Below are 20,720 nucleotides of genomic sequence, written 5' to 3' on the forward strand. Positions count from 1 at the left end.
CGGGTTGTTCTAAGGGGTTGCCGTGCTGATCGAGCGACGGCGCGGCGCGGTCGGAATGCAGCTTCCATGCCACGCCGGGCGTTTTGCCGGCCAGGCGGCGTGGCGCAAGGCGCGCCCGCGCAGCGCGGCCCGGGCAACGCCGGCGGATTGTACCCGGGCGTCTCCAGAACGGGACGCCAATCCGCTGGGGATAGCCTCAAACCAGGGTAAGTCATGATGGATAAGGCCTGTCGCCTGTCTCCATTTGGAGATAAATTCGTCCACCAATGGAGACGGGCACAGACACAACGATAAGTGGAGACAGCGACAGCATGATGACCGACTGGACGGGCTTGCCCGCCACTTATGACGACGTGCTTCGTCGGGCAATGGATTCGCTCTTTCGCACGTTCGAAAACTTCAGCGAAGGCACGTTTATCGTCGATGGGCAGGCGCGCGTCGTCTGGATCAACAAGCGTTATGCGGCGCGCTTCGGCTTTGCGGACCCGCAGCAGGCGATTGGCCGGGATTGCGAAGCGGTGATCCCGAACAGTCTGATGCGCGAGGTCGTCAACACCGGCCGGCCGATCCTGCTCGACATCATGGAGACCGATCGCGAACCGCTCGTCGTCACGCGTCTGCCGCTGAAGGACGATGCCGGCGCGACGATCGGCGCGGTCGGCTTCGCGCTGTTCGACGAGCTGAAAGCGCTGTCGCCGCTTTTTTCGCAGTACTCGCGGCTGCAGCAGGAACTGATCGCGACGCGCCAGTCGCTCGCGCAGGCGCGCCGCGCGCGCTACACGTTCGGCAGTTTCGTCGGCACGAGCGCCGCGTCGCTCGAAGTCAAGCGCCAGGCGCGGCGCGCGGCGCAACTGGAATCGCCGGTGCTGCTGCTCGGCGAAACCGGCACCGGCAAGGAGCTGCTCGCGCATGCGATTCACGGCGGCTCGGCACGCGCGCATCAGCCGCTCGTCAGTGTGAATGTCGCGGCGATTCCCGACACGCTGCTCGAAGTCGAATTCTTTGGCGCCGCGCCCGGCGCGTACACCGGAGCGGATCGCAAGGGGCGGGTCGGCAAGTTCGAGCTCGCGAACGGCGGCACGCTGTTTCTCGACGAGATCGGCGACATGCCGCCGTCATTGCAAGGCAAGCTGCTGCGCGTGCTGCAGGACAAGGAGTTCGAGCCGCTCGGCTCGAACCGCATCGTGCGCGCGGATGTGCGGATCATCGCGGCGACGTCGGCCGACCTGCCCGCGCTCGTCGCGGCCGGGCGTTTTCGCGCGGACCTGTTCTACCGGCTCAACGTGCTGACGATCCATGCGCCCGCGCTGCGCGAGCGTTCGTCCGACATCGAGGCGCTTGCCTACGCGATGCTTGAGGATCTGGCTGCGCAGGCACCCGGCGGCAGACACTTCGAATTGCACGACGACGCGTTGCGCCTGCTGTGCGCATACGGCTGGCCCGGCAACGTGCGCGAGCTGCGCAACACATTGGAGCGCGCCGTGATGCTGTCCGACAGCGAACGCATCGATGCGCGCGTGCTCGCGCCTTTCATCGGCTCGGGGCAGGGCGGCACGCTCGCACCGACGCAGACCCCGCCTCTGGCGCACGCCAGCGTGGACGCTACCGTCGCGGCCGAACCGTCCTCGTGGAGCGACGCGATGGCCGCGTTCGAAAAGCGTTTTCTGTGCGACGCGTTGCGCGCGAACGGCGGCCGCGTCATCGACACTGCCAAACAGATCGGCATGGGTCGCGCGACGCTATACAAGAAGATCGCCGCGCACGGCATCGACGTTTGACGCGTCGTGCCCAACCGGTCGTGCCGTGCGAACTGACGCAGCACGAGGGCCGCGTGGCACAATCGCGAGATCGAAAAACAAGACGTGACCGGGGTCTCCATGAAACGCCTTTCCTTCTTCGCGCGCCGCTCCAGCGTTGTGCTGGCCGTCGGCGCGATTGTCGCGCTTGGCGGTTGCAGCAGCAGCGCGCCGCTGTTCCTGCCGGACGGCCGCGCGACCACGCTGGTGCAATGCCCGGTGGGTTCCGACTCGTGCTCGCAGCAGGCGGCCGCGAGTTGCAATGGCGCGTTCGACGTCGTGCGCCAATCGAGTGAGGGCGGCACATTGAGCCTGATCTACGCGTGCCGCGCGACCGCGAAGTAAGCACTTGGTGTCGCGCCGGTGCAATGCCGGCGCGCTCGGCTGGCCGATAATCGGCCGGCGCCGTCTGGTTTCTTTTCTGCGAACCCCCGCCATTCCCAATCCGCTCGAATAGCACCTCGCGTCATTCCGGTTAGCACATGGCCGTCATAAATCCATGCGCCTAATGTGTGTCGATAAGCGATTAGCATGCGAATTGGGTTAAGTAGGTCCGCACGCGGCATTTTTACAACCTTGAGTCGCCGCGCACCGCTTATGCTGTGCGCCCGACGACAATTTGTCTTCACCCTTGGGGGCGTCGAACCGGGTCGGTGCGGAAGCTAACGGAAGGTGAACTTTGACAGCAGTATTCTTTTTAAACCGTTTGGTGATTTAACACGGCGCGGAGAAACCGCCGGTTTTTCCGACGCAGCAGAGGTTCGGGAAGGTTTTTCCGCCACCGGCAGGCCTTATTTTCGGGCCGCGCAGGCCAACGCGGCTTCATGCTTTCGATTTTCTTGCTCCAACACTAATCCAATAGAATTCGGGGAAAGCAATGAATCATCAGCAACTCGAAAAAGACATCGAGCATCTCGAGCAAATAATTTCCCATATTTCCGTACAAGACCGTATTCCGTTGTCTTACTGGCGAAACCGCCTCAAGCACGTTTCCGGTGCGGTTCTTGTGCCGGCGCAGGCAACACGCGTCAAACGCCTCGATGCCGCGCTTTGCGCACTGGAAAAACGGCAGAAAGCCTAATCACTGTGTCCACCAATCGGAATCGGCACTTAGGAAATCCGTTTTCTTGTACCGACACAGGACGAACATGCAGATAGCGGGACTTGCCGCGACCCGGCTCACGACGTTGACCAATGAGATGCAGGGCTACGTGGAACGGGGCGAAGTGGCGGGGGTGGTGTCGCTCGTATGGCGGCATGGCGAAATCGGCTACTTCGAACCGGTCGGCCTACGCGACGAAGCCGCGCAATTGCCGATGGAGCGCGACACGCTGTTTCGCATCGCGTCGATGACGAAGCCGGTGACGAGTGCCGCGATCCTGATGCTGATCGAGGAAGACCGCCTCGCTCTCGATACGCCCATTTCACCGTGGCTGCCCGAGCTTGCGGCGCCGCGCGTGCTGCGCGATCCGACCGGCCCGCTCGACCGGAGCGATCCGATCCGCGCGCCGCTCACGGTGCTCGATCTGCTCACGCATCGCGCGGGCTTCGCGTATCACTTCACGGCTACGGGTCCGCTCGCCGAAGCCTACGCGGCCGCGTTCAACGGCTTCGAAGCGAGCGGCGACAACAGCGCGTGGCTGGCGCGCATCGCCGCGTTGCCGCTGATGTTCCAGCCCGGCTCGCGCTGGCACTACGGCGTTGCGACCGACGTGCTCGGCGTGCTGATCGAACGCGTGAGTGGCATGCCGCTCGGCGAGTTTTTCCGCACGCGTATCTTCGAGCCGCTCGGCATGCGCGACACCGCGTTCTGGGTGCCCGACGCGCAGCTTGCGCGCCTCGCTACCGCATACAACATCGATCCCGGCACGCGGCGTCGCGTGGTCGAGGATCATGCGGCGGCCAGCCGTTGGGCGAATCCGCGGCGCTTTCAGAGCGGCGGCGGCGGGTTGGTCTCGACCGCCGAGGACTATCTGCAATTCGCGCAGCTGCTGCTCGGGCGTGGGCGCGTCGGCGACACGCGGCTGCTGTCGCATCGCTCGGTCGATCTGATGCGCAGCAATTTCCTGAGCCGCGACCAGCGCCGCCTGCCCGCCTTCGGTCACGTGATCTGGGCGGGGCAGGGCTTCGGCCTCGGTCTGTCGATCGTCGACGATCCGGCGCAGCAATTGCCGCTCGGCTATCGCTCGCCCGGTTCGTTCGGCTGGCCCGGCGCGTACGGCACGAGCTGGTTCGCCGATCCGGTCGAGAACATGATCGGCCTGATGCTGATTCAGCGCCGCTCGATCGACCCCTTTCCGATGGCCATCGACTTCGAACGCCGCGTCTACGATGCGATCGACGATTGAGCGCGTCCGCCGCGCATGCACTCGGGCACGCGATTCACTATCCTGTGATTTATTCGTCTGATAGTGTGCGCCAACCATTCATTGCAATTCATCGCAGTGCGTCCAACCGAGGGGGAAACACCGGCATGGCCTCTTACAAACAACTGACCGCGCAACTCGAAAAACTCCACAAGGAAGTCGCAGCGGCGCGCGACAAGGAAGTCGCGCAAGCTATCGCCGATATCAAGCAGAAGGTCGCCGAATACGACCTGACCGCCGAAGAACTCGGGTTCACGAGCGCCGCGCCGAAGCCGCGCCGCAAGTCGTCAACGACGTCGGTCGCCAAGTACCGCAATCCGAAGACCGGCGAAACATGGAGCGGCCGCGGGCGCTCGCCAGCCTGGCTCGTCGGGAAGAATCGCGAGCGGTTTCTGATCGAAGGTTGAGCTTCGTCGTGGATGCTGAGGCGTCCGTGTTCTCTGAAGTGATGCGTAGTTTGATTCGTTCCGCACCGTTGCGAAGGTCCCGAAAACGCTCACCTTTGCGTGATGCCTGACCGCATACAGCGGGATTTATCAAAGCATTCGAACCTCGCGGAATGTTCGGTGAGCCAGGCTTTGTCGCGCGACGCACCGCCGCATCTACGAATTGCCATCGTGTCGCGGCGCTGCGCGCGGCTCGGTGAAAACCCGCGCCAGCCTTTGCTGGCGGGCGTTTCCAGGCGTCGCGCAAGAGCCTGTCGGTAGCGGTGCGAAGCTTTGTCGCGGTTTTCCCGCGCATCGCGTTTGTGATGCTGGCGTCGTAGCAGGTGCGCGTATGCGCTTCGCGATCCTCACCTTTGGCCGCGAATCGATATTCGCCACCGCAAGTCCCGAAAACGCTCACCTTTGGCCGCCTGCGTTCGCGACGCGCGGGCGCTCCCGTCGTTCCCCGTGGTTCCCCATCCGGCGCCGCGCCGCCTTTCCCCGGCCGTCGCGCCGGACGTGTATCATTCGCACCTTGCGCCGTTTTTGCGCCAGCGATTCCCGTATCGTCGAACATTGGGGCGTGACCCGTTCGCCACCCGTTGTCGGACGCGGCGCGAGCGCCGGCCGCGCCCGACTCCGCTCGACGCCGCCGCGCCACGCGCGGCATACCGGCCGCCCAGGGCCGCCGGGAACCGCCCGAACCCCTTTCCGTGACCGCCAGACCCGATGTCAGTCTCCGAACTCAAACGCCGCCGCACGTTCGCGGTCATTTCCCACCCGGACGCGGGTAAAACCACACTCACCGAAAAGCTGCTGCTGTTCTCGGGCGCGATCCAGATCGCCGGTACCGTGAAGGGCCGCAAGAGCAACCGCTACGCGACGTCCGACTGGATGGAAATCGAAAAGCAACGCGGCATCTCCGTCGCGAGCTCGGTGATGCAGTTCGAGTACGGCGATTGCGTGATCAACCTGCTCGACACGCCGGGCCACGAGGACTTCTCCGAGGACACCTACCGTGTGCTGACCGCGGTCGATGCCGCCGTGATGGTGATCGACGGCGCGAACGGCGTCGAAGCGCAGACGCTGAAGCTGCTGGAAGTCTGCCGCAGCCGCAAGACGCCGATCGTCACGTTCATCAACAAGCTCGACCGCGAAGTGCGCGAGCCGCTCGAACTGCTCGACGAAATCGAGCAGCATCTCGGTGTGTCGGCGGTGCCGTTCACGTGGCCGATTGGCATGGGCAAGGATTTCCAGGGCGTCTACGACGTCCAGCGCGACCAGGTGCGCGTGTTCCGCGCCGGCCAGGATACCGCTGGCGGCGCGGTCGAAACGCTGCAGGCGTTGAGCGACGAGGAAGGCGAGCGCCGTTTCGGCCATGCCTGGGTGCGCGCGAAGGAAGAGATCGACCTGATCAGCGGCGCGACGCCCGAGTTCGACCGCGAGCAGTTCCTCGCCGGCCAGCAGTCGCCGGTGCTGTTCGGCTCGGCGATCAACAACTTCGGCGTGAAGGAAATTCTCGACGCGCTGGTCGACCTCGCGCCGCCGCCGTCGATGCGCATGACCGTGCAGCGTCCCGTGCAGCCGGAAGAGTCGAAATTCACCGGCGTCGTGTTCAAGGTGCAGGCGAACATGGACCTCGCGCACCGCGACCGCGTCGCGTTCATCCGCGTGTGCTCGGGACGTTTCGAGCGCGGCATGGCCGTGAAGGTCACGCGCTCGAACAAGACGTTCCGCGCGAACAACGTGGTCACGTTCCTGTCGCAGCGTCGCGAGACGGTGAGCGAGGCGTATCCGGGCGACATCATCGGGATTCCGAATCACGGTACGCTAAGTCTCGGCGATACGCTGACCGAAGGCGAGCAGCTACAGTTCGTCGGCCTGCCGTTCTTCGCGCCGGAAATTTTCCAGACCGTCGAAGTGGTCGATCCGATGCGCGCGAAGCAGCTCGGCGAAGCGCTGAAGCAGCTCGGCGAGGAAGGCGCGATTCAGGTGTTCCGTCCCGAAGCGGGCGGCCTGATTATTCTCGGCGCGGTCGGGCAACTCCAATTCGAAGTGGTGTCGCACCGTCTGTCGACCGAATACAAGGTCGACGTGCGCATGGCGCCGGCACGTTACCGCCTGTCGCGCTGGGTGACCTGCGACGATCCGTCAGAACTGCGCCGCTTTACCGATTCGTACTCGGCGCGGATCGCGCTCGATGCGTCCGATGCGCCGACCTATCTGGCCTCGCATGTATCCGAGATCGAAGTCGCGCAGAAAGCGTGGCCGAAGATCGTGTTCAACGAGTTGCGCGAGCACTCCGGCGCGCCGTTCAGGAAGGCGATGTAAAGCCGCGAGTTCGCTGGTTCCGAAGGCAAAAAGCCGCGTCGTTCGACGCGGCTTTTTGCTTTGCGGTCGCGACAACGTCCCGCGCCAGCACGCGACTTCGCCTATGCTGACGGAACTACCCGCCCCGCCGCGAAGCCGGCTCCGATTCCTGTCCAACCGCATGGAGCGCCCGTGACCGTTCGCAACCTCGACGCCTTGTTTCGCCCGAAATCCGTCGCCGTGATCGGCGCGTCCGAGCGGCCGGGCAGCACCGGCGCGATGGTCTGGGCGCGTGTGCTGGAAGGCGGCTTCGACGGCCCGCTGTGGCCGGTCAATCCGAAGCACGCGACGCTCGGCGTCCACCCGGTGATTTCCGACGTCGGCGATCTGCCGCAGCCGCCTAACGTCGCGGTGATCTGCACGCCGCCCGCGACGTGGCCCTCGTTGATCCATAAGCTCGGTGGCATGGGCACGCGCGCCGTGATCATCGTCGGCGAGGTGCGCAGCGATGAAGACCGGCTCGAGCTGCGGCACGCGCTGTCGGCGGCGCGACCGCATCTGCTACGCATCGTCGGACCGGGCAGTCTCGGCGTGGTGTCGCCGGCATTCGGCGCGCATCTGGGCGCGCCGTCGTGCACGGTCAAGGCGGGTGGCGTCGCCTGGGTGTCGCAGTCGAATGCGCTGACCAACGCGGTGCTCGGCTGGGCGCGGGCGCGCGGGCTCGGTTTTTCGCACGCGGTGGCTCTCGGCGCGGAGGCCGACGTCGATGCCGGCGACGTACTCGATTACCTCGCGAGCGACGCCGGCACCCGCGCGATCCTGCTGGAACTCGACAGTGTGCGGGCGGCGCGCAAGTTCATGTCGGCCGCGCGCGCGGCGGCGCGCAACAAGCCGGTGCTCGCGCTGCGCTCCGGGCGCGACGACCCCGCCGACGGTCTCTATACAGCGGCGTTCCGGCGCGCGGGCCTCGTGCGCGTCGACGCACTCGACGATCTGCTCGACGAAATCGAAACCCTCGGCGTCGGCCGGGTGGCGGCGGGCGCCACCGCGACGCTGATCACCAGCGACAGCGGTCTTGCGACGCTCGCGCGCGACGCGTTCGCCGCCGCCGGCGGCCCGCTCGCGCCGTGGCCGGCCGCGGCGTCGGACGCGCTGCGCGAGGCGCTGCCGCAGGCGGTCGGCGGCAATCCGCTGCTGCTCGGCGACGGCGCGCGTCCTGAGCACTTCGGCGCCGCGCTGAAGCTGCTCGGCGAGTATCACGAGACCGGCACCGCGTTCGTGGTGCACGCATCGACGCATGGCGCGCCGGTCGATGACGTCGCGCAGACACTGATCGAGCATCAGCGCTTTGCGTATCGCGGGCTCCTCGCATGCTTCTTCGGCGGCGTCGATGCGGCGAGGCGCGACGCGCTGCACGCGCAGGGCATCCCGGTGCACACGACGCCGCAGCGGCTCGCGCGCGCGTTCGCGCGTCTGGTCGATTACCGGCTGGGACGCGAGTTGCTGATGCAAACGCCAGAGGGCCTGCCCGCGCAGATTCCCGAGGCGATCGATGCCGCCCAGGCGCAGGCTCGCGAAGCGTTGGCGGCGGGCGAAAGTGAGCTTGTCGGGGACGCGGCGGCGCGGTTTCTGGCGCGCTTCGGGCTGCGGGTGGAGGGTGCCGAAGGGGTGGGCGCCGACGCACAGCGAGCCGATGCGGACGGCGCGGCAAAAGCCATCGTCGACGTCGCCATCGAACTGCACGATGACGATAACTTCGGCCCCGTGTTCCGTTTCACCGCGCCGCCGGTCGACGGCGTTTCCAACGGGTTGCGCGTCTATGGCCTGCCGCCGCTCAATCCGATGCTCGCGCGCGACATCGTCACGCGTTCGCACTATGCGAGGCTGGTCGCGCCGGAGCCGACGCTCGCGGCATTGACGGCGGTGTCGCAAGCGGTTTGCGACGTGCGCGAGGTCGTCGGCCTGTCGTTGAAGCTCAGGGTCTACCGGGATCGCGTGACGGTGGTCGATCCGCTGTTGCGTGTCGGCGCGCAGCGCAGTCGTCTGGCGATCATGCCGTATCCGCGGCGCTTCGAGGAAACGATCGACTGGCAGGGCATGCGCGTGACGGTGCGACCGATTCGCCCGGAAGACGAAAACGCGCATCGCGATTTCGCGCAGGCGATGACGCCGGAAGATTTGCGCCTGCGCTTTTTCGGCGCGGTCGGCGCGTTCGACCACTCGCAACTCGCGCGCATGACGCAGATCGACTACGACCGGGAAATGGCGCTGATCGCAACAGTCGACAACGAAGACGGCGTCGCGCAGACGCTCGGCGTGGTGCGCGCGGTGGCCGATCCCGACAACGAGACGGCCGAATTCGCGGTGACCGTGCGCTCGGACCAGAAGGGGCGGCGCCTCGGCCAGTTGCTGATGCAGCGGATCATCGCGTACGCGCGGGCGCGCGACACGCACTGGCTGGTCGGTGAAGCGTTGCGCGAGAACACCGCGATGATCGCGCTCGCGAGGGCCAGCGGTTTCACGATCACGCGGACCGATGACCCCGGTGTGGTCGGTTTCCGGATGGCGCTCGACGAAACGGCGGGGGCGGACCCGAAGTCCTCCGCGCAGAACCGGCCGCCGCGTTGAGCGGCTGACATCGCAGCCCGTTCAACGCACGGCATCACCCTCTCAAGCTGCCAACTTCAGCGCCGCCTCATCCACCTGCGCGCGCGTGACAGACAGCTCATCGAGCCATGCCTGCGCATACGTGGCGCCGGTTTCGCGCTCGAGCCGCGCGATCGTGGCCGCGCAGCGGTTCGCGTCCTTCAGCGTCGAAATGAACGATTTCACCGACTCCCCGCCCTTGAACGCGTCGTACAGCGGTACCCGGATTTCGTCGGGCAGCGGACGTGTGGTCCATTGATACGGCTTGCCGTTGAACGTCAGCGACGGCGGCAGCACGCGTTCCTTGCGCGCGGCCGGAATCAGGCCATAGGTACGCGCCGCTTCGCCGATCTGCTCGGCCGAAAACAGCTCGTCGGGCGTGATGTCGAATTGCCGGATGAACGTCTCGATGCTTTGCATCGCGGCGGCGCGGTCGTCGCGGCGCTTCTGCGCGTGAGCGACGATGTCGCGTAGTTCGTCGGCTTCTTCCGCCGTGATCGTGAAGCTCGACTGCTTCTGCTGGAGTTCGGAAAAACGCTGGAATTCGGAATCGGTCAGAAGTTTGGCCATTGCTCAATCGATGCGCGCGCATGAGCCCGTCATGCGGCGTAGTTTTGGAAGGGCCGCCATTCTAAACCATGTGCGCGAGCGCGCCGCTGGGTAGCTTGCCGATCATGCGGCCTGCTCGTGGAACATCGACAGCGCCTGCACCGTGTCGCGCAGCAGCGTGGTGGCCGCTTCGAGCGTCGGCGCGACGTATTCGTCGATCCGCCGCAGATACGGGCAGGTCAGCACCGCGATCGCCTGTCCTGACGGCGCGAGTATCGGGAACGTCACGTCGGTGACGCCGAACGTCTGCTGGCTGTCCTTCTGCCAGAAGCCCGCCGCGCGAATGCGCTCGCAGGCCTCCTCCAGCGCGTCGCGATCGAGCGTCACTTCGCCCTTCACCTTCGTGTGCTCGGCTAGCATCTGCTGACGCTGCTCGACGCTCTGGAACGCGAGCATCACGCGTCCCGAGCCGGTGTCGATCAGGCCGACCCGCGAGCCGAGCCGCACCGACATGCCCCACGTGCCCGGCCCGTCGACCTGCGCGATCACCAGCAGGTTGCCGCGGTCGTAGACGGCGAGGTGGCACGACTGCTCGGCCGCGTCGGCGAAGCGCTGCATCAGCGGCAGCGCTTCGGCGATCAGCCGGTTCATCGGCGGATGACGATGCGCGAGCGCGAACAGCTTCAGACCCAGCGAGTACCGGTCGCCGGCCGCCGAGCGCACCACGTATTGCCGCGCGACCAGACGTTCGAGCATCCGATACATCTCGCTCGCGTTGCGGCCCAGCTGTCGCGTGATTTCGGCGCGCGTCAGGCCCTCCTTCTGCTCGGACAGCAGCTCGAGAATGTCGAGGCCCTTGTCCAGAGCGGGGGCGCGGTAGCGGTCGTCGTCTTTGTCTTCGGCTTCCATCGTCGGGGTCGGGGAATTCCGTTTGGGGTTCCCATTATCTGGTGCGCGCGGGCGAGTGCGTGACATTTCGCGAACTGGATGCCACAGGTCCAGGGAAAATCCGGGCATCCGCGACGCGTAGTCTTCTTGACTTGGGAAAATTCGAATATGAATAATACGTTCATTAGTGAATGAATGCACGCTTGAGCGGTGCGCGAGTGTATCCGCCGCATCTTGCCGCCGCATGGTAAAAAGACCACACATCTGGAGACACGCTCATGTCGGCATCGATCGAATCGAAGATCGGGCAGCGGCGCCGTATCGGCCGCGGCTCGTTGCAGGTGGGCGGATTGGGGCTCGGCACGGCGCCACTCGGCGGCCTGTACCGCGACCTGTCCGACGAGGATGCCCACGCGACCGTCGCCGCCGCCTGGGACGCGGGCGTGCGCTACTTCGACACCGCGCCACATTACGGCCACACGAAGGCCGAGCATCGGCTCGGCACCGCGCTGCGCCACTACCCGCGCGGCGAGTACGTGCTGTCGACCAAGGTCGGCCGCCGCTTCGTGCCGCGCACGTCGCCGCTCGACGACCGCGAAGGCTGGCAGAATCCGCTGCCGTTCGAAGCGATCTACGACTACACGCACGATGGCATTCTGCGTTCGTTCGAGGACAGCCAGCAGCGCCTCGGCATCATCGACATCGACATTCTTCTCGTGCACGACATCGGCCGCGTCACGCACGGCGACCAGCATCCGCACTACTGGCGGCAACTGACCGAAGGTGGCGGCTTCCGCGCGTTGGAGCGCCTGCGCTCGACCGGCGCGATCAAGGCGGTCGGTCTCGGCGTCAACGAAGGCGGGGTGATCCTCGACGCGATGGCCGAGTTCGATATCGATTGCGCGTTGCTCGCGGGCCGTTATACGCTGCTCGAGCAGACCACCCTCGACGACTTGCTGCCCGCCTGCGAAGCCCGCGGCGTCAGCATCCTGCTCGGCGGCGCGTTCAATTCGGGCATTCTGGCGCGCGGCGTCGAAGGCGATCTGAAGTTCAATTACGGCGCTGCGCCGCCCGAGGTGATCGAGCGCGTCGCGCGTCTGGAGGCAGTGTGCCGCGCGCATAACGTGCCGCTCGCCGCCGCCGCGTTGCAGTTTCCGTATGCTCATCCGGCGGTGGCCACCGTGCTGACCGGCGCGCGCAGTGTCGACGAATTGCGCGAGAACGTCGCGTCGTTCGAGCGGCCGATCCCCGCGGCCCTGTGGTCCGCATTGCGCGACGCGGGCCTGCTCGACCCCCGCGCGCCCGCGCCCGAGGACTGACCGACCATGCCGATCGACGCTCACCAGCACTACTGGGACCCCGCGCGGGGTGACTATGAGTGGCTGACGCCGGAGCTGAAAATCCTCTACCGGCCGTTCGGCCCCGACGATCTGAAGCCGTTGCGCGAACAGGCCGGCATCGAGCGGACCGTGGTCGTGCAGGCCGCGCCGACGCTCGACGAAACCCGCTACCTGCTCGACATCGCGCGGCACGAGCCGTCGATCGCGGGCGTGATCGGCTGGGTGCCGCTGCTGCTACCGAACGCGCCCGAGATGATCGAGGCGCTCGCGCGCGAGCCGAAGTTCAAGGGCGTGCGGCCGATGCTGCAGGACCTGCCCGACGACGGCTGGATCGCGAACCCCGACCTTGCGCCGGCAATCGACGCGCTGATCGCGCACGATCTCGCGTTCGATGCGCTGATCTACGCGCGCCACGTGCAATACGTCGAGATCTTCGCGCAGCGTTTTCCGGCGCTGCGCATCGTGGTCGATCACGGCGCGAAGCCGCCGATCCGCTACGGTCACGCGGGCTTTCAGGTGTGGCGCGAGGCGATCACGCGGCTCGCCGAATTCCCGCAGGTGCACTGCAAGCTGTCGGGTCTCGCGACCGAGGCGTCGCCCGGCTGGACCGAGGACACGCTGCGGCCCTACATCGAGCATCTACTGACCTCGTTCGGCCCCGCGCGGCTGATGTGGGGTAGCGATTGGCCCGTGCTCGAACTGAACGGCGACTATCTGCTGTGGCATTCGGTGGCGACCACGCTCGTCGCGTCGTTGAGCGACGCCGAGCGCGACGCGGTGTTCGGCGACAACGCCGCCGCGTTTTACCGGCTTTGAATTTCGTTAGCAGCCCATTCAACTGGAGTCGTAGATGACACAAAGACTGGCCGGCAAAACGGCCCTGATCACCGCGGCGGGACAAGGTATCGGTCTCGCGACCGCCGAGCTGTTCGCGCGCGAAGGCGCGCGCGTGATCGCCACCGATATCCGCATCGACGGACTCGCCGGCAAGCCGGTCGAGGCGCGCAAGCTCGACGTGCTCGACGGCGCGGCGATCAAGGCGCTCGCCGCCGAAGTCGGCACGATCGACGTGCTGTTCAACTGCGCGGGCTTCGTGCACGCGGGCAATATCCTCGAATGCAGCGAGGAGGACTGGGACTTCGCGTTCGACCTCAACGCGAAGGCGATGTACCGTATGATTCGCGCGTTTTTGCCGGCCATGCTGGAGAAGGGCGGCGGCTCGATCATCAACATGTCGTCGGCGGCGTCGAGCGTGAAGGGCGTGCCCAACCGCTTCGCGTATGGCGCGTCGAAGGCCGCGGTGGTCGGGCTCACCAAGGCCGTCGCCGCGGACTTCGTCACGCGCGGTGTACGCTGTAACGCGATTTGCCCGGGCACGGTGTCTTCGCCGTCGCTCGAACAGCGAATCGCCGTGCAGGCTCAGGAGCAGGGCGCGGCGCTCGATGCGGTGCAGGCCGCATTCGTCGCGCGTCAGCCGATGGGCCGCATCGGCAAGCCGGAGGAGATCGCCGCGCTCGCGCTGTATCTCGCGTCCGACGAGTCGTCGTTCACGACGGGCCAACTCCATGTGATCGACGGCGGCTGGTCGAACTGATTCTGATTGATTGACGAACCGAACTCTACTGAAAGAAAAGGGAAGTGCAACGATGAAACTGCTTCGTTATGGGCCGAAAGGCCAGGAAAAGCCGGGCCTGGTCGACGCGCAAGGCAAGATTCGCGATCTGTCGAAGGTGGTGGGCGATATCGACGGCGCTGCGCTCAGCGATGAAAGCCTCGCGAAACTGCGCGCGCTCGATCCGGCAACGCTGCCGATCGTCGAAGGCAATCCACGCGTGGGACCGTGCGTCGGCAAGATCGGCAAATTCATCTGCATCGGCCTGAACTACGCGGATCACGCGGCGGAATCGAATCTGCCGGTGCCAGCCGAACCGGTCATCTTCAACAAGTGGACGAGCGCGATCAGCGGCCCGAACGACGACATCGAAATCCCGCGCGGTTCGAAGAAGACCGATTGGGAAGTGGAACTCGGCGTCGTGATCGGCAAGGCGGCGAAGTATGTCGACGAAGCGAACGCGCTCGAGCACGTGGCCGGCTACTGCGTCATCAACGACGTGTCGGAGCGCGAATGGCAGGTCGAGCGCGGCGGCACGTGGGACAAGGGCAAGGGCTTCGACACGTTCGGGCCGATCGGCCCGTGGGTCGTCACGCGCGATGAAGTCGCCGATCCGCAGAACCTGAGCCTGTGGCTCGAAGTGGACGGCCATCGCTACCAGAACGGCAGCACGAAGACGATGATCTTCAGTGTCGCGAAGCTGGTGTCGTATGTGTCGCAGTGCATGAGCCTGCAGCCGGGCGACGTAATCTCGACGGGCACGCCGCCGGGCGTGGGCATGGGCGTGAAGCCGAACCCGGTGTTTCTGAAACCGGGGCAGACGGTGCGCCTTGGTATCGAAGGGCTGGGCGAGCAGACGCAGACGACGTACGCGGCGGAGTGACGCGCGGGCGGTTCGCGAGTTAAGCCGCGGTTTGAGAAGCCGTTCCCGTTTTATGCGGGAACGGCTTTTTTATTTTGAGCCATCAGATTCATCCATCGCCCATATTGCCGACCGTCGCTCCTTGGTAGTTTGGTGGGGCAGGCAGTGAGCGTGTTTTCAAATCGGGTCGCGCCTTGCATCGATCTGGCCGATTGATTGGCCAGTTACTCAACTCGCGGTATCCAGCCGCGCGGATCGTCACCCTGCGCGTGTCCACGTCGACAGCTCGCATGCGGTGATAGCGGCGGGGTATTGATGCTGTTCAGTCGGGATTTCAGATCGCTAAAAGATGCGTGGGCGTTCCGTCTGGCTTTCTGGTGGCGTGGGGTGGGCGCGCAATTGACGAGCGGCGAAAGCGATGAGGTGCAGCACGCTCTCAATGCCGCCCGCGATGACTTCCTCCGCTGGGCGGAGCCGGAGTCGTGGGCCGCTTCGAACCCGGATATGCACGACCTGAGACGTATGCTGTCGTGGCTCCATCGCGGTTCCTACGTTGTCCACAAGATGAACGACCAGCAGGTCAAAAGGGCCGTCTATCAGGAGGTCGCGCGGGGCAAACTGTTGTTCCTGCCGCCGCGGGAAGAGGTTCAGAGGTATATCGAGGAGGCGCGGAAACAGCGGAGGGGGGCGGCGACGAATCGGCCGGCGCAGCGAGACGAACTGGCGGACGTTGCAAACGGCGCTCAGTCTGTCCAGGTCTCTTCGGCGGTGGATGCTGAGATGGAGCCTGTCATTGCGGCTCAGGGCGGTGCGGACATGTATTTCGAGCGCGAAACATCGGCAATGCCGCTTGGTGACGCCCAGCCGTTCGTGTATGCGCCAGACCCGGCGGACGGTGACGTGATGGAATTGACAGCACGCGGTGTCCGCATGACGAGCAATGAGCCTGGAGGATTCCGCACTAATCCTAACGGGCTTGATGTGGATTATTTTGATGCGGACGGTGATCTTTGCGCTCAATACCATGGAAGTCACGGTGAGCCCCACGGACACAATTTTGTCGACGGAAAGAGAGATAACGCTCATCTCCCGATGTCGCGCATCGACTGTCGATAACACCTGAAAATTTCGAGGAAGCGATGCAGAAATCCGAGGAAACTTGGGGATGGGACCTGGCAACAAACGGTGAATCGATGGCGATCGTTTTGGGCGGATATCCATCTTTTCACGATTCGGCCGTCAGTACTTTTTCCATGCGCAGAGGGCGGCAAACCCGCGAAAGTGTCGACGCTCATCTCCTGCCGGACGAGCGCACCCGCGAACTCGTGGACGTGCAGCTCGAAGTGCTTCACAACCGTTATGGACCAGCTTCCGCAGCGGGGCGATCGGATTATGTAGTCGTACTCGAGTTTCGGGACGTTCGAACATCGGAGATTGACGTTAATGCCATGCTCGAAGAGGCGACGATTATGGAAATGACGTTGTCGGAGTTGCCTGACGGCCTGTTAAAGCTGGATCTCATGCCGAACGTGGGTCTTGATGTTCAACTGACCTGCAAGGAGGCGGTAGTCACCGATATGCACCCCTACGTGCGCGATGTTACGTAAGCGAAGCAAAAGCGTGCGACTGCGACGACGATCAAAACTACACCGCTACCGGCACCCTACATCCCCGCCTCCTGCTCCCCATTCTCCCCAATCCGACTCACGGTCCCCTGCGCAACCGCCACCAGTTTCTCGCGGTTCCCGTCCATCACGAACACGCTGCACTGGCACGTCGCCTGATGCCTGCCCGCATAGACGACGCTCGCGCGCGCGATCAGCGTGCCCTTCATCGCCGGGCGCAGATAGTTGATCTTGTACTCACTGGTCACGACTCTCGGACCAAGCGACAGCGCGCCCGCGAACGTCAACGCATTGTCGGCGAGGTAGCTGATGACCCCGCCATGCACGAAGCCATGCTGCTGCCGCAGTTCATCGCGAATCGGCAGACTGAGGGTGAGCTCGTCGCTGCCGGCGTGCATCAACTCCGCGCCTAGCAGCATGCTGAACGGCTGGGCGTGCAGTGCGCCGCGCGCCCGGTCGAGTAGGTCGGTCATCGTGGTTCCTTCGTGCAGGGTCTGTGTAGTGCATCGGTGCAACTAAGCATCCGCGCGGCGCGTGCCATGCGGTCCCTACCCACTCTAGGAAGTGCCGCTGCGCTGCGCAAGGTGATTCCTCGCGATGAGCGGCGCATTATTGCGCAAACCAACCGAAATCGCGACGATCGCCGATGAAACCTGCACGTAGACCGCTTTTTGCGGGAATTGACCTCAAGCGGTTAATCGGCCTGCCGTTAACCCTGATATAGCCCCCGTCATTCTTTGTTCCAAGGTGTCCCCGATGTTCAGCAAGATCAAGGTCGCATCCGGCCTGCTATGTGTTCTGGCCGCGTTCTGCGGCTTCCAGCTCGTCACCGTAGGGCTGGGTTTCTGGTCGCTGACGCGCACGCATGACGACGTCGGCGATCTATCAAACATCGCGCTGAAGCAGGTCGACGCGGTCAACCAAACGACGCAGCGCCTGATGGACGCGCGCATCAACCTGTCGCGCGCCGGCACGCGGATGGTGCGCGGCGGCACCGAGCCCACGGACATCGTGCAGCACGCTCGCGAACAGCTCATCGCTGCCGATCAGTCGTTCGCGGCCTTCATCAGCGCGCAAAAGACCAGCGACGAAAACAGCGCGCTCGCCACCGCGCTCGCCGAACGCTACAAGGCGCTGCACGGCGCGCTCGCCGAGCTCGTGCAATACCTCGACTCGAACAACATCCAGGCTTTCCTCGATCAGCCGACGCAGTCGTTTCAGGACGCCTATCTGGCGGAAGTGCGCACCTTCGTGCAATTCGGCGACGCCGCGAGCCGCGCGTCGATCGATTCGATCGATGCGCGCGTGGCGGCGTTTCGCATCGTCAGTGCGGCGATTCTGCTCGTGCTCGTCGTCGGCATGCTCGCCGTTTACACGGCGCTGCGCCGTGGTGTCGTGGCGCCGCTCGAGGAGGCGGGCCGTCACTTCGAGCGTATCGCGCAAGGTCGTCTCGACCAGCCGGTCGTCGCGCGCGGCAGTAACGAAATCGGCCGCCTGTTCTCGGGCCTTGCCGCGATGCAGGCGAGCGTCGCTCGCACCGTCAACAGCGTGCGCGAATCGGCCGACTCGATCCATCTTGGCGCCAACGAAATCGCGATCGGCAACGCCGATCTGTCGGCGCGCACCGAAAACCAGGCGGCATCGCTAGAACAAACCGCATCGAGCATGGAAGAACTCACGGCGACCGTGCGCCAGAACGCCGATCACGCGCGCGAAGCCAATGCGCTCGCCGAGACCGCGCTCGACGCGACGTCACGCGGCAGCGAAGTCGTCAGCCAGGTGGTCGACAAGATGCGCGGCATCGCGCAGAGTTCGGACAAGATCGCCGAGATCATCTCGGTGATCGACGGCATCGCGTTCCAGACCAACATCCTTGCGCTGAATGCTGCCGTCGAGGCCGCGCGCGCGGGCGAGCAGGGCCGAGGCTTCGCGGTCGTGGCCGGCGAAGTGCGCGGCCTTGCGCAACGCAGCGCGCAGTCGGCGAAGGAAATCAAGACGCTGATTAGCGAATCCGTCGCGGAGATTCAAGGCGGTTCAACGCTCGTCGAGCGTGCTGGCGAAGCGATGAGCCACGTGTCGGCGTCGATCTCGCGCGTCACGCAGATGATGGCCGAAATCAGCGCGTCGTCGCTCGAACAGAGCACCGGCATCGAGCAGGTGAACCAGGCGGTCGTGCAGATGGACGAGATGACGCAGCAGAACGCGGCGCTCGTCGAGCAGGCTGCTGCTGCGGCGGCTTCGCTGCATCAGCAAACCGAGCAATTGAAACAGGCGGTTTCCGTGTTCGAAATTTCTGAAAGTGTGTTGCGCACGCAACAGCGCGGTGTAGTGTCGCCTGCACATGCTGAATTCGCATTCAGTGGAATGCCCGCGCTCTAAAGCGGCGATGCTTGAAAACGGCGCAGAAATAGAAAATGGCCCGCGTAAAGCGAGCCATTTTGCATTAGACGCAAGGGTCTGTAGAGGCGCCTATCGTAACGTCCAAGTCTGTCTCAAAGTACCCGAAGGAACTTAGACCGGCTGGATGTTTGCGGCCTGCTTGCCCTTCGGGCCTTGCTTGACTTCGAACGACACTTTCTGGTTTTCCTGCAAGGACTTGAAGCCCGAAGACTGGATTTCCGAGAAGTGTGCAAACAGGTCTTCGCCGCCGTCGTCCGGGGTGATGAAGCCAAAGCCCTTTGCATCGTTAAACCACTTAACAGTACCTGTTGCCATTTTTAATCCAAATAAATGTTGTGTATTGCATCGCGACCGCACTTGCTCAGTGCAAGAGCGAGCGCGAGGGAAGAGTTGTATCACGTCTTTATGACGGACGCCAATCAACCTGCATCCGGGTATTCCCCGGTTTTGATGTTTTTTCGCGCTTTAAGAACGTCTGACGAGAACTTTTTTGCGGCAGGGTTTACCAGCGATGTAGATTTTACTCGCGACCGCGCAGCGATGATGCGTCATGCGTATCGCTTCTTATTGAGACGATCGAGCGCTCAACTTCAACTATCGCTGGCTCAAATTTCGCTAAGTTCCTGCGCGCGATTCGGCGGCCAAGGCAGCGCCGCATAGGCGGAGACCAGGTGGTACGGCGTGGTTGACGGCATATCGGCGCGCGCGACGTGGCCGCTCGACGTCTTGCATTCGAACCAGCCGTGTTCATGCAAAAAGCATTGCTGAAAACGCGCGATCTGTTGCGGCAGCGCCGCACGCACCGCCGGATCGTCGTGACACGCGAGCGCGCGCAGGTATTCCGTCTGCGCCCAGATCCGCTGGGTCGCGTCGCTGACCTGGCCAGCTTCGTCGAGCGATGCGCACACGCCGCCGCTGTCCGGGTCCACGCCATGCTGCCGCGCGAAGTTGAAGGCGCGCGCCAGCGCTTCGGTGAGCCCGGTACCGTCGAACAGCGCGCCCGCCTGCCTGACCAGCCAATACCACTCGAACTGATGTCCCGGCTCCAGACGATTGCCGCTCGCGCCGATCGGCAATTCGGCGATGCAGCCGCTCGGCGCATGCACGAAATGTCGCGCGACCGCGCCAGCGAGCCGCCGCAACGCGGCACCGAATAGGTTGTCGCGCGTCGCTTCGCTGGCGGCGAGCCACGCTTCGGTCAGGTGCATCAGCGGATTCTGCAGCGGCGTGCCGGTGACCTTCGAAAAATCGACGTTGAGCGCCGCGTTGAACAGATCGCCGTCGGCCGCGAAGTTCGACTGGATCAGCGCGGTCGTGCTGTGCACGAGCTTCAACGCGTCGGGGTTGTCGAAGCGCCGTGCGTATTCCGCGCACGCGAACACGATGAACGCGTGCGTGTAGAGGTCCTTGGTCGTGTCGAGCGGCACGCCGAGCGCGTCGACGCTGTAGAACCAGCCGCCGTGGTCGGCGTCCCGAAAGGTACGCGTCAGCGAATCGAACAGCGCGCGCGCGTGTTCCATGTCGCCCGCTTGCGCATACGTGAACAACTGTCGCGCGCAAGCCATCGCCCGATAGCGCTGCGCGGGCAGCGGCTGTTCTCCTGTGGCGTCGAGCGCTTCGTAGGGCAGTTGCAACGCTGGGTTGAAACCGGGCCCGCGCCACATCGGCAGCACCACGTTCGCGAAGTGCTCGCGCAGCGCGGTCGCGGCGGTGGTTGTCGAAGCAGGGGGAGGGGTCGTACTTGGCATGGTCGGGTGGTTCGGGCGCGCAACGTGCGCAATGTATCGAGGCAGGGTTCAGGGGCTGCGGGTCGGGATTCCGCTCGCCGAGGCCGCTACGGTGTGCGGCCTAGCATAAAGCAAACGCCTCGCGCTGGCACCTTGGGCCAAGCATCCGAAATG

19 protein-coding genes are annotated in these 20,720 nt (G+C 64.6%); 14 read left to right on the top strand and 5 right to left on the bottom strand.

What is annotated here, in order from left to right:
* The first annotated feature begins 311 nt into the window (after positions 1-311).
* The 7 genes from F6X42_RS17745 (at position 312) to F6X42_RS17775 (ending at position 9,525) form a co-directional block, all read left to right on the top strand.
* On the top strand, positions 312-1,778 hold the full coding sequence (locus F6X42_RS17745; RefSeq protein ID WP_187635468.1) for a sigma-54 interaction domain-containing protein: 1,467 nt from the start codon (positions 312-314) through the stop codon (positions 1,776-1,778).
* A 99-nt stretch (positions 1,779-1,877) separates the two neighbouring features.
* Positions 1,878-2,141 carry a hypothetical protein gene (locus tag F6X42_RS17750; RefSeq protein WP_187635469.1) on the top strand — a complete coding sequence of 88 codons (264 nt, stop codon included), beginning with the start codon at positions 1,878-1,880 and terminating at the stop codon, positions 2,139-2,141.
* A 532-nt stretch (positions 2,142-2,673) separates the two neighbouring features.
* Complete coding sequence (locus F6X42_RS17755; RefSeq protein WP_187635470.1) at positions 2,674-2,877, top strand: hypothetical protein; 204 nt, start codon at positions 2,674-2,676, stop codon at positions 2,875-2,877.
* Positions 2,878-2,944: 67 nt separating this feature from the next.
* A complete protein-coding gene (locus F6X42_RS17760) occupies positions 2,945-4,144 on the top strand; it encodes a serine hydrolase domain-containing protein (protein ID WP_187635471.1) in 1,200 nt (399 codons plus the stop codon).
* 125 nt (positions 4,145-4,269) lie between these two features.
* Positions 4,270-4,569 carry an H-NS histone family protein gene (locus tag F6X42_RS17765; protein WP_187635472.1) on the top strand — a complete coding sequence of 100 codons (300 nt, stop codon included), beginning with the start codon at positions 4,270-4,272 and terminating at the stop codon, positions 4,567-4,569.
* Positions 4,570-5,316: 747 nt separating this feature from the next.
* Positions 5,317-6,918: a peptide chain release factor 3 gene (locus tag F6X42_RS17770; RefSeq protein WP_187635473.1), complete on the top strand. Its 1,602-nt coding sequence runs from the start codon at positions 5,317-5,319 to the stop codon at positions 6,916-6,918.
* Between the two features lie 171 nt (positions 6,919-7,089).
* A complete protein-coding gene (locus tag F6X42_RS17775; protein ID WP_187635474.1) occupies positions 7,090-9,525 on the top strand; it encodes a bifunctional acetate--CoA ligase family protein/GNAT family N-acetyltransferase in 2,436 nt (811 codons plus the stop codon).
* 42 nt (positions 9,526-9,567) lie between these two features.
* Here the strand turns inward: F6X42_RS17775 and F6X42_RS17780 are convergent, their stop codons facing one another.
* Complete coding sequence (locus F6X42_RS17780) at positions 9,568-10,113, bottom strand: hypothetical protein (RefSeq protein WP_187635475.1); 546 nt, start codon at positions 10,111-10,113, stop codon at positions 9,568-9,570.
* 102 nt (positions 10,114-10,215) lie between these two features.
* On the bottom strand, positions 10,216-11,001 hold the full coding sequence (locus tag F6X42_RS17785; protein ID WP_187635476.1) for an IclR family transcriptional regulator: 786 nt from the start codon (positions 10,999-11,001) through the stop codon (positions 10,216-10,218).
* A 257-nt stretch (positions 11,002-11,258) separates the two neighbouring features.
* Between F6X42_RS17785 and F6X42_RS17790 the strand changes: the two genes are divergently transcribed.
* The 6 genes from F6X42_RS17790 to F6X42_RS17815 all read left to right on the top strand — a co-directional run bounded on the left by F6X42_RS17790 (position 11,259) and on the right by F6X42_RS17815 (position 16,401).
* Positions 11,259-12,299: an aldo/keto reductase gene (locus F6X42_RS17790; RefSeq protein WP_187635477.1), complete on the top strand. Its 1,041-nt coding sequence runs from the start codon at positions 11,259-11,261 to the stop codon at positions 12,297-12,299.
* A 6-nt stretch (positions 12,300-12,305) separates the two neighbouring features.
* On the top strand, positions 12,306-13,136 hold the full coding sequence (locus tag F6X42_RS17795; RefSeq protein ID WP_187635478.1) for an amidohydrolase family protein: 831 nt from the start codon (positions 12,306-12,308) through the stop codon (positions 13,134-13,136).
* 34 nt (positions 13,137-13,170) lie between these two features.
* Entirely contained in the window at positions 13,171-13,914 is a 744-nt protein-coding gene (locus F6X42_RS17800) for an SDR family oxidoreductase (RefSeq protein WP_187635479.1), read from the top strand.
* Positions 13,915-13,966: 52 nt separating this feature from the next.
* Positions 13,967-14,815: an ureidoglycolate lyase gene (locus F6X42_RS17805; RefSeq protein ID WP_187635480.1), complete on the top strand. Its 849-nt coding sequence runs from the start codon at positions 13,967-13,969 to the stop codon at positions 14,813-14,815.
* A 294-nt stretch (positions 14,816-15,109) separates the two neighbouring features.
* On the top strand, positions 15,110-15,910 hold the full coding sequence (locus F6X42_RS17810) for a hypothetical protein (RefSeq protein WP_246530120.1): 801 nt from the start codon (positions 15,110-15,112) through the stop codon (positions 15,908-15,910).
* Between the two features lie 23 nt (positions 15,911-15,933).
* A complete protein-coding gene (locus tag F6X42_RS17815) occupies positions 15,934-16,401 on the top strand; it encodes a hypothetical protein (RefSeq protein WP_187635482.1) in 468 nt (155 codons plus the stop codon).
* Positions 16,402-16,457: 56 nt separating this feature from the next.
* Here the strand turns inward: F6X42_RS17815 and F6X42_RS17820 are convergent, their stop codons facing one another.
* Complete coding sequence (locus F6X42_RS17820) at positions 16,458-16,892, bottom strand: PaaI family thioesterase (RefSeq protein WP_187635483.1); 435 nt, start codon at positions 16,890-16,892, stop codon at positions 16,458-16,460.
* Between the two features lie 283 nt (positions 16,893-17,175).
* On the opposite strand from F6X42_RS17820, the gene F6X42_RS17825 reads away from it, so the two are divergent.
* Positions 17,176-18,798 carry a methyl-accepting chemotaxis protein gene (locus F6X42_RS17825; RefSeq protein ID WP_187635484.1) on the top strand — a complete coding sequence of 541 codons (1,623 nt, stop codon included), beginning with the start codon at positions 17,176-17,178 and terminating at the stop codon, positions 18,796-18,798.
* A 132-nt stretch (positions 18,799-18,930) separates the two neighbouring features.
* Here the strand turns inward: F6X42_RS17825 and F6X42_RS17830 are convergent, their stop codons facing one another.
* On the bottom strand, positions 18,931-19,134 hold the full coding sequence (locus tag F6X42_RS17830) for a cold-shock protein (RefSeq protein WP_018424088.1): 204 nt from the start codon (positions 19,132-19,134) through the stop codon (positions 18,931-18,933).
* A 290-nt stretch (positions 19,135-19,424) separates the two neighbouring features.
* Positions 19,425-20,567, bottom strand: coding sequence for an AGE family epimerase/isomerase (locus F6X42_RS17835; protein ID WP_187635485.1), 1,143 nt, complete (start codon positions 20,565-20,567; stop codon positions 19,425-19,427).
* Positions 20,568-20,720 lie beyond the last annotated feature (153 nt).

It is taken from the genome of Paraburkholderia podalyriae, assembly GCF_014397785.1.
GTDB classification, from domain to species: Bacteria; Pseudomonadota; Gammaproteobacteria; order Burkholderiales; family Burkholderiaceae; genus Paraburkholderia; species Paraburkholderia podalyriae.

Bases quoted from the DNA above. Each gene is read 5' to 3' on its own strand.
- F6X42_RS17745 (WP_187635468.1), top strand. From the start codon at position 312: ATGATGACCGACTGGACGGGCTTGCCCGCCACTTATGACGACGTGCTT.
- F6X42_RS17750 (WP_187635469.1), top strand. From the start codon at position 1,878: ATGAAACGCCTTTCCTTCTTCGCGCGCCGCTCCAGCGTTGTGCTGGCC.
- F6X42_RS17755 (WP_187635470.1), top strand. From the start codon at position 2,674: ATGAATCATCAGCAACTCGAAAAAGACATCGAGCATCTCGAGCAAATA.
- F6X42_RS17760 (WP_187635471.1), top strand. From the start codon at position 2,945: ATGCAGATAGCGGGACTTGCCGCGACCCGGCTCACGACGTTGACCAAT.
- F6X42_RS17765 (WP_187635472.1), top strand. From the start codon at position 4,270: ATGGCCTCTTACAAACAACTGACCGCGCAACTCGAAAAACTCCACAAG.
- F6X42_RS17770 (WP_187635473.1), top strand. From the start codon at position 5,317: ATGTCAGTCTCCGAACTCAAACGCCGCCGCACGTTCGCGGTCATTTCC.
- F6X42_RS17780 (WP_187635475.1), bottom strand. From the start codon at position 10,113: ATGGCCAAACTTCTGACCGATTCCGAATTCCAGCGTTTTTCCGAACTC.
- F6X42_RS17785 (WP_187635476.1), bottom strand. From the start codon at position 11,001: ATGGAAGCCGAAGACAAAGACGACGACCGCTACCGCGCCCCCGCTCTG.
- F6X42_RS17790 (WP_187635477.1), top strand. From the start codon at position 11,259: ATGTCGGCATCGATCGAATCGAAGATCGGGCAGCGGCGCCGTATCGGC.
- F6X42_RS17795 (WP_187635478.1), top strand. From the start codon at position 12,306: ATGCCGATCGACGCTCACCAGCACTACTGGGACCCCGCGCGGGGTGAC.
- F6X42_RS17800 (WP_187635479.1), top strand. From the start codon at position 13,171: ATGACACAAAGACTGGCCGGCAAAACGGCCCTGATCACCGCGGCGGGA.
- F6X42_RS17805 (WP_187635480.1), top strand. From the start codon at position 13,967: ATGAAACTGCTTCGTTATGGGCCGAAAGGCCAGGAAAAGCCGGGCCTG.
- F6X42_RS17810 (WP_246530120.1), top strand. From the start codon at position 15,110: ATGCTGTTCAGTCGGGATTTCAGATCGCTAAAAGATGCGTGGGCGTTC.
- F6X42_RS17815 (WP_187635482.1), top strand. From the start codon at position 15,934: ATGCAGAAATCCGAGGAAACTTGGGGATGGGACCTGGCAACAAACGGT.
- F6X42_RS17820 (WP_187635483.1), bottom strand. From the start codon at position 16,892: ATGACCGACCTACTCGACCGGGCGCGCGGCGCACTGCACGCCCAGCCG.
- F6X42_RS17825 (WP_187635484.1), top strand. From the start codon at position 17,176: ATGTTCAGCAAGATCAAGGTCGCATCCGGCCTGCTATGTGTTCTGGCC.
- F6X42_RS17830 (WP_018424088.1), bottom strand. From the start codon at position 19,134: ATGGCAACAGGTACTGTTAAGTGGTTTAACGATGCAAAGGGCTTTGGC.
- F6X42_RS17835 (WP_187635485.1), bottom strand. From the start codon at position 20,567: ATGCCAAGTACGACCCCTCCCCCTGCTTCGACAACCACCGCCGCGACC.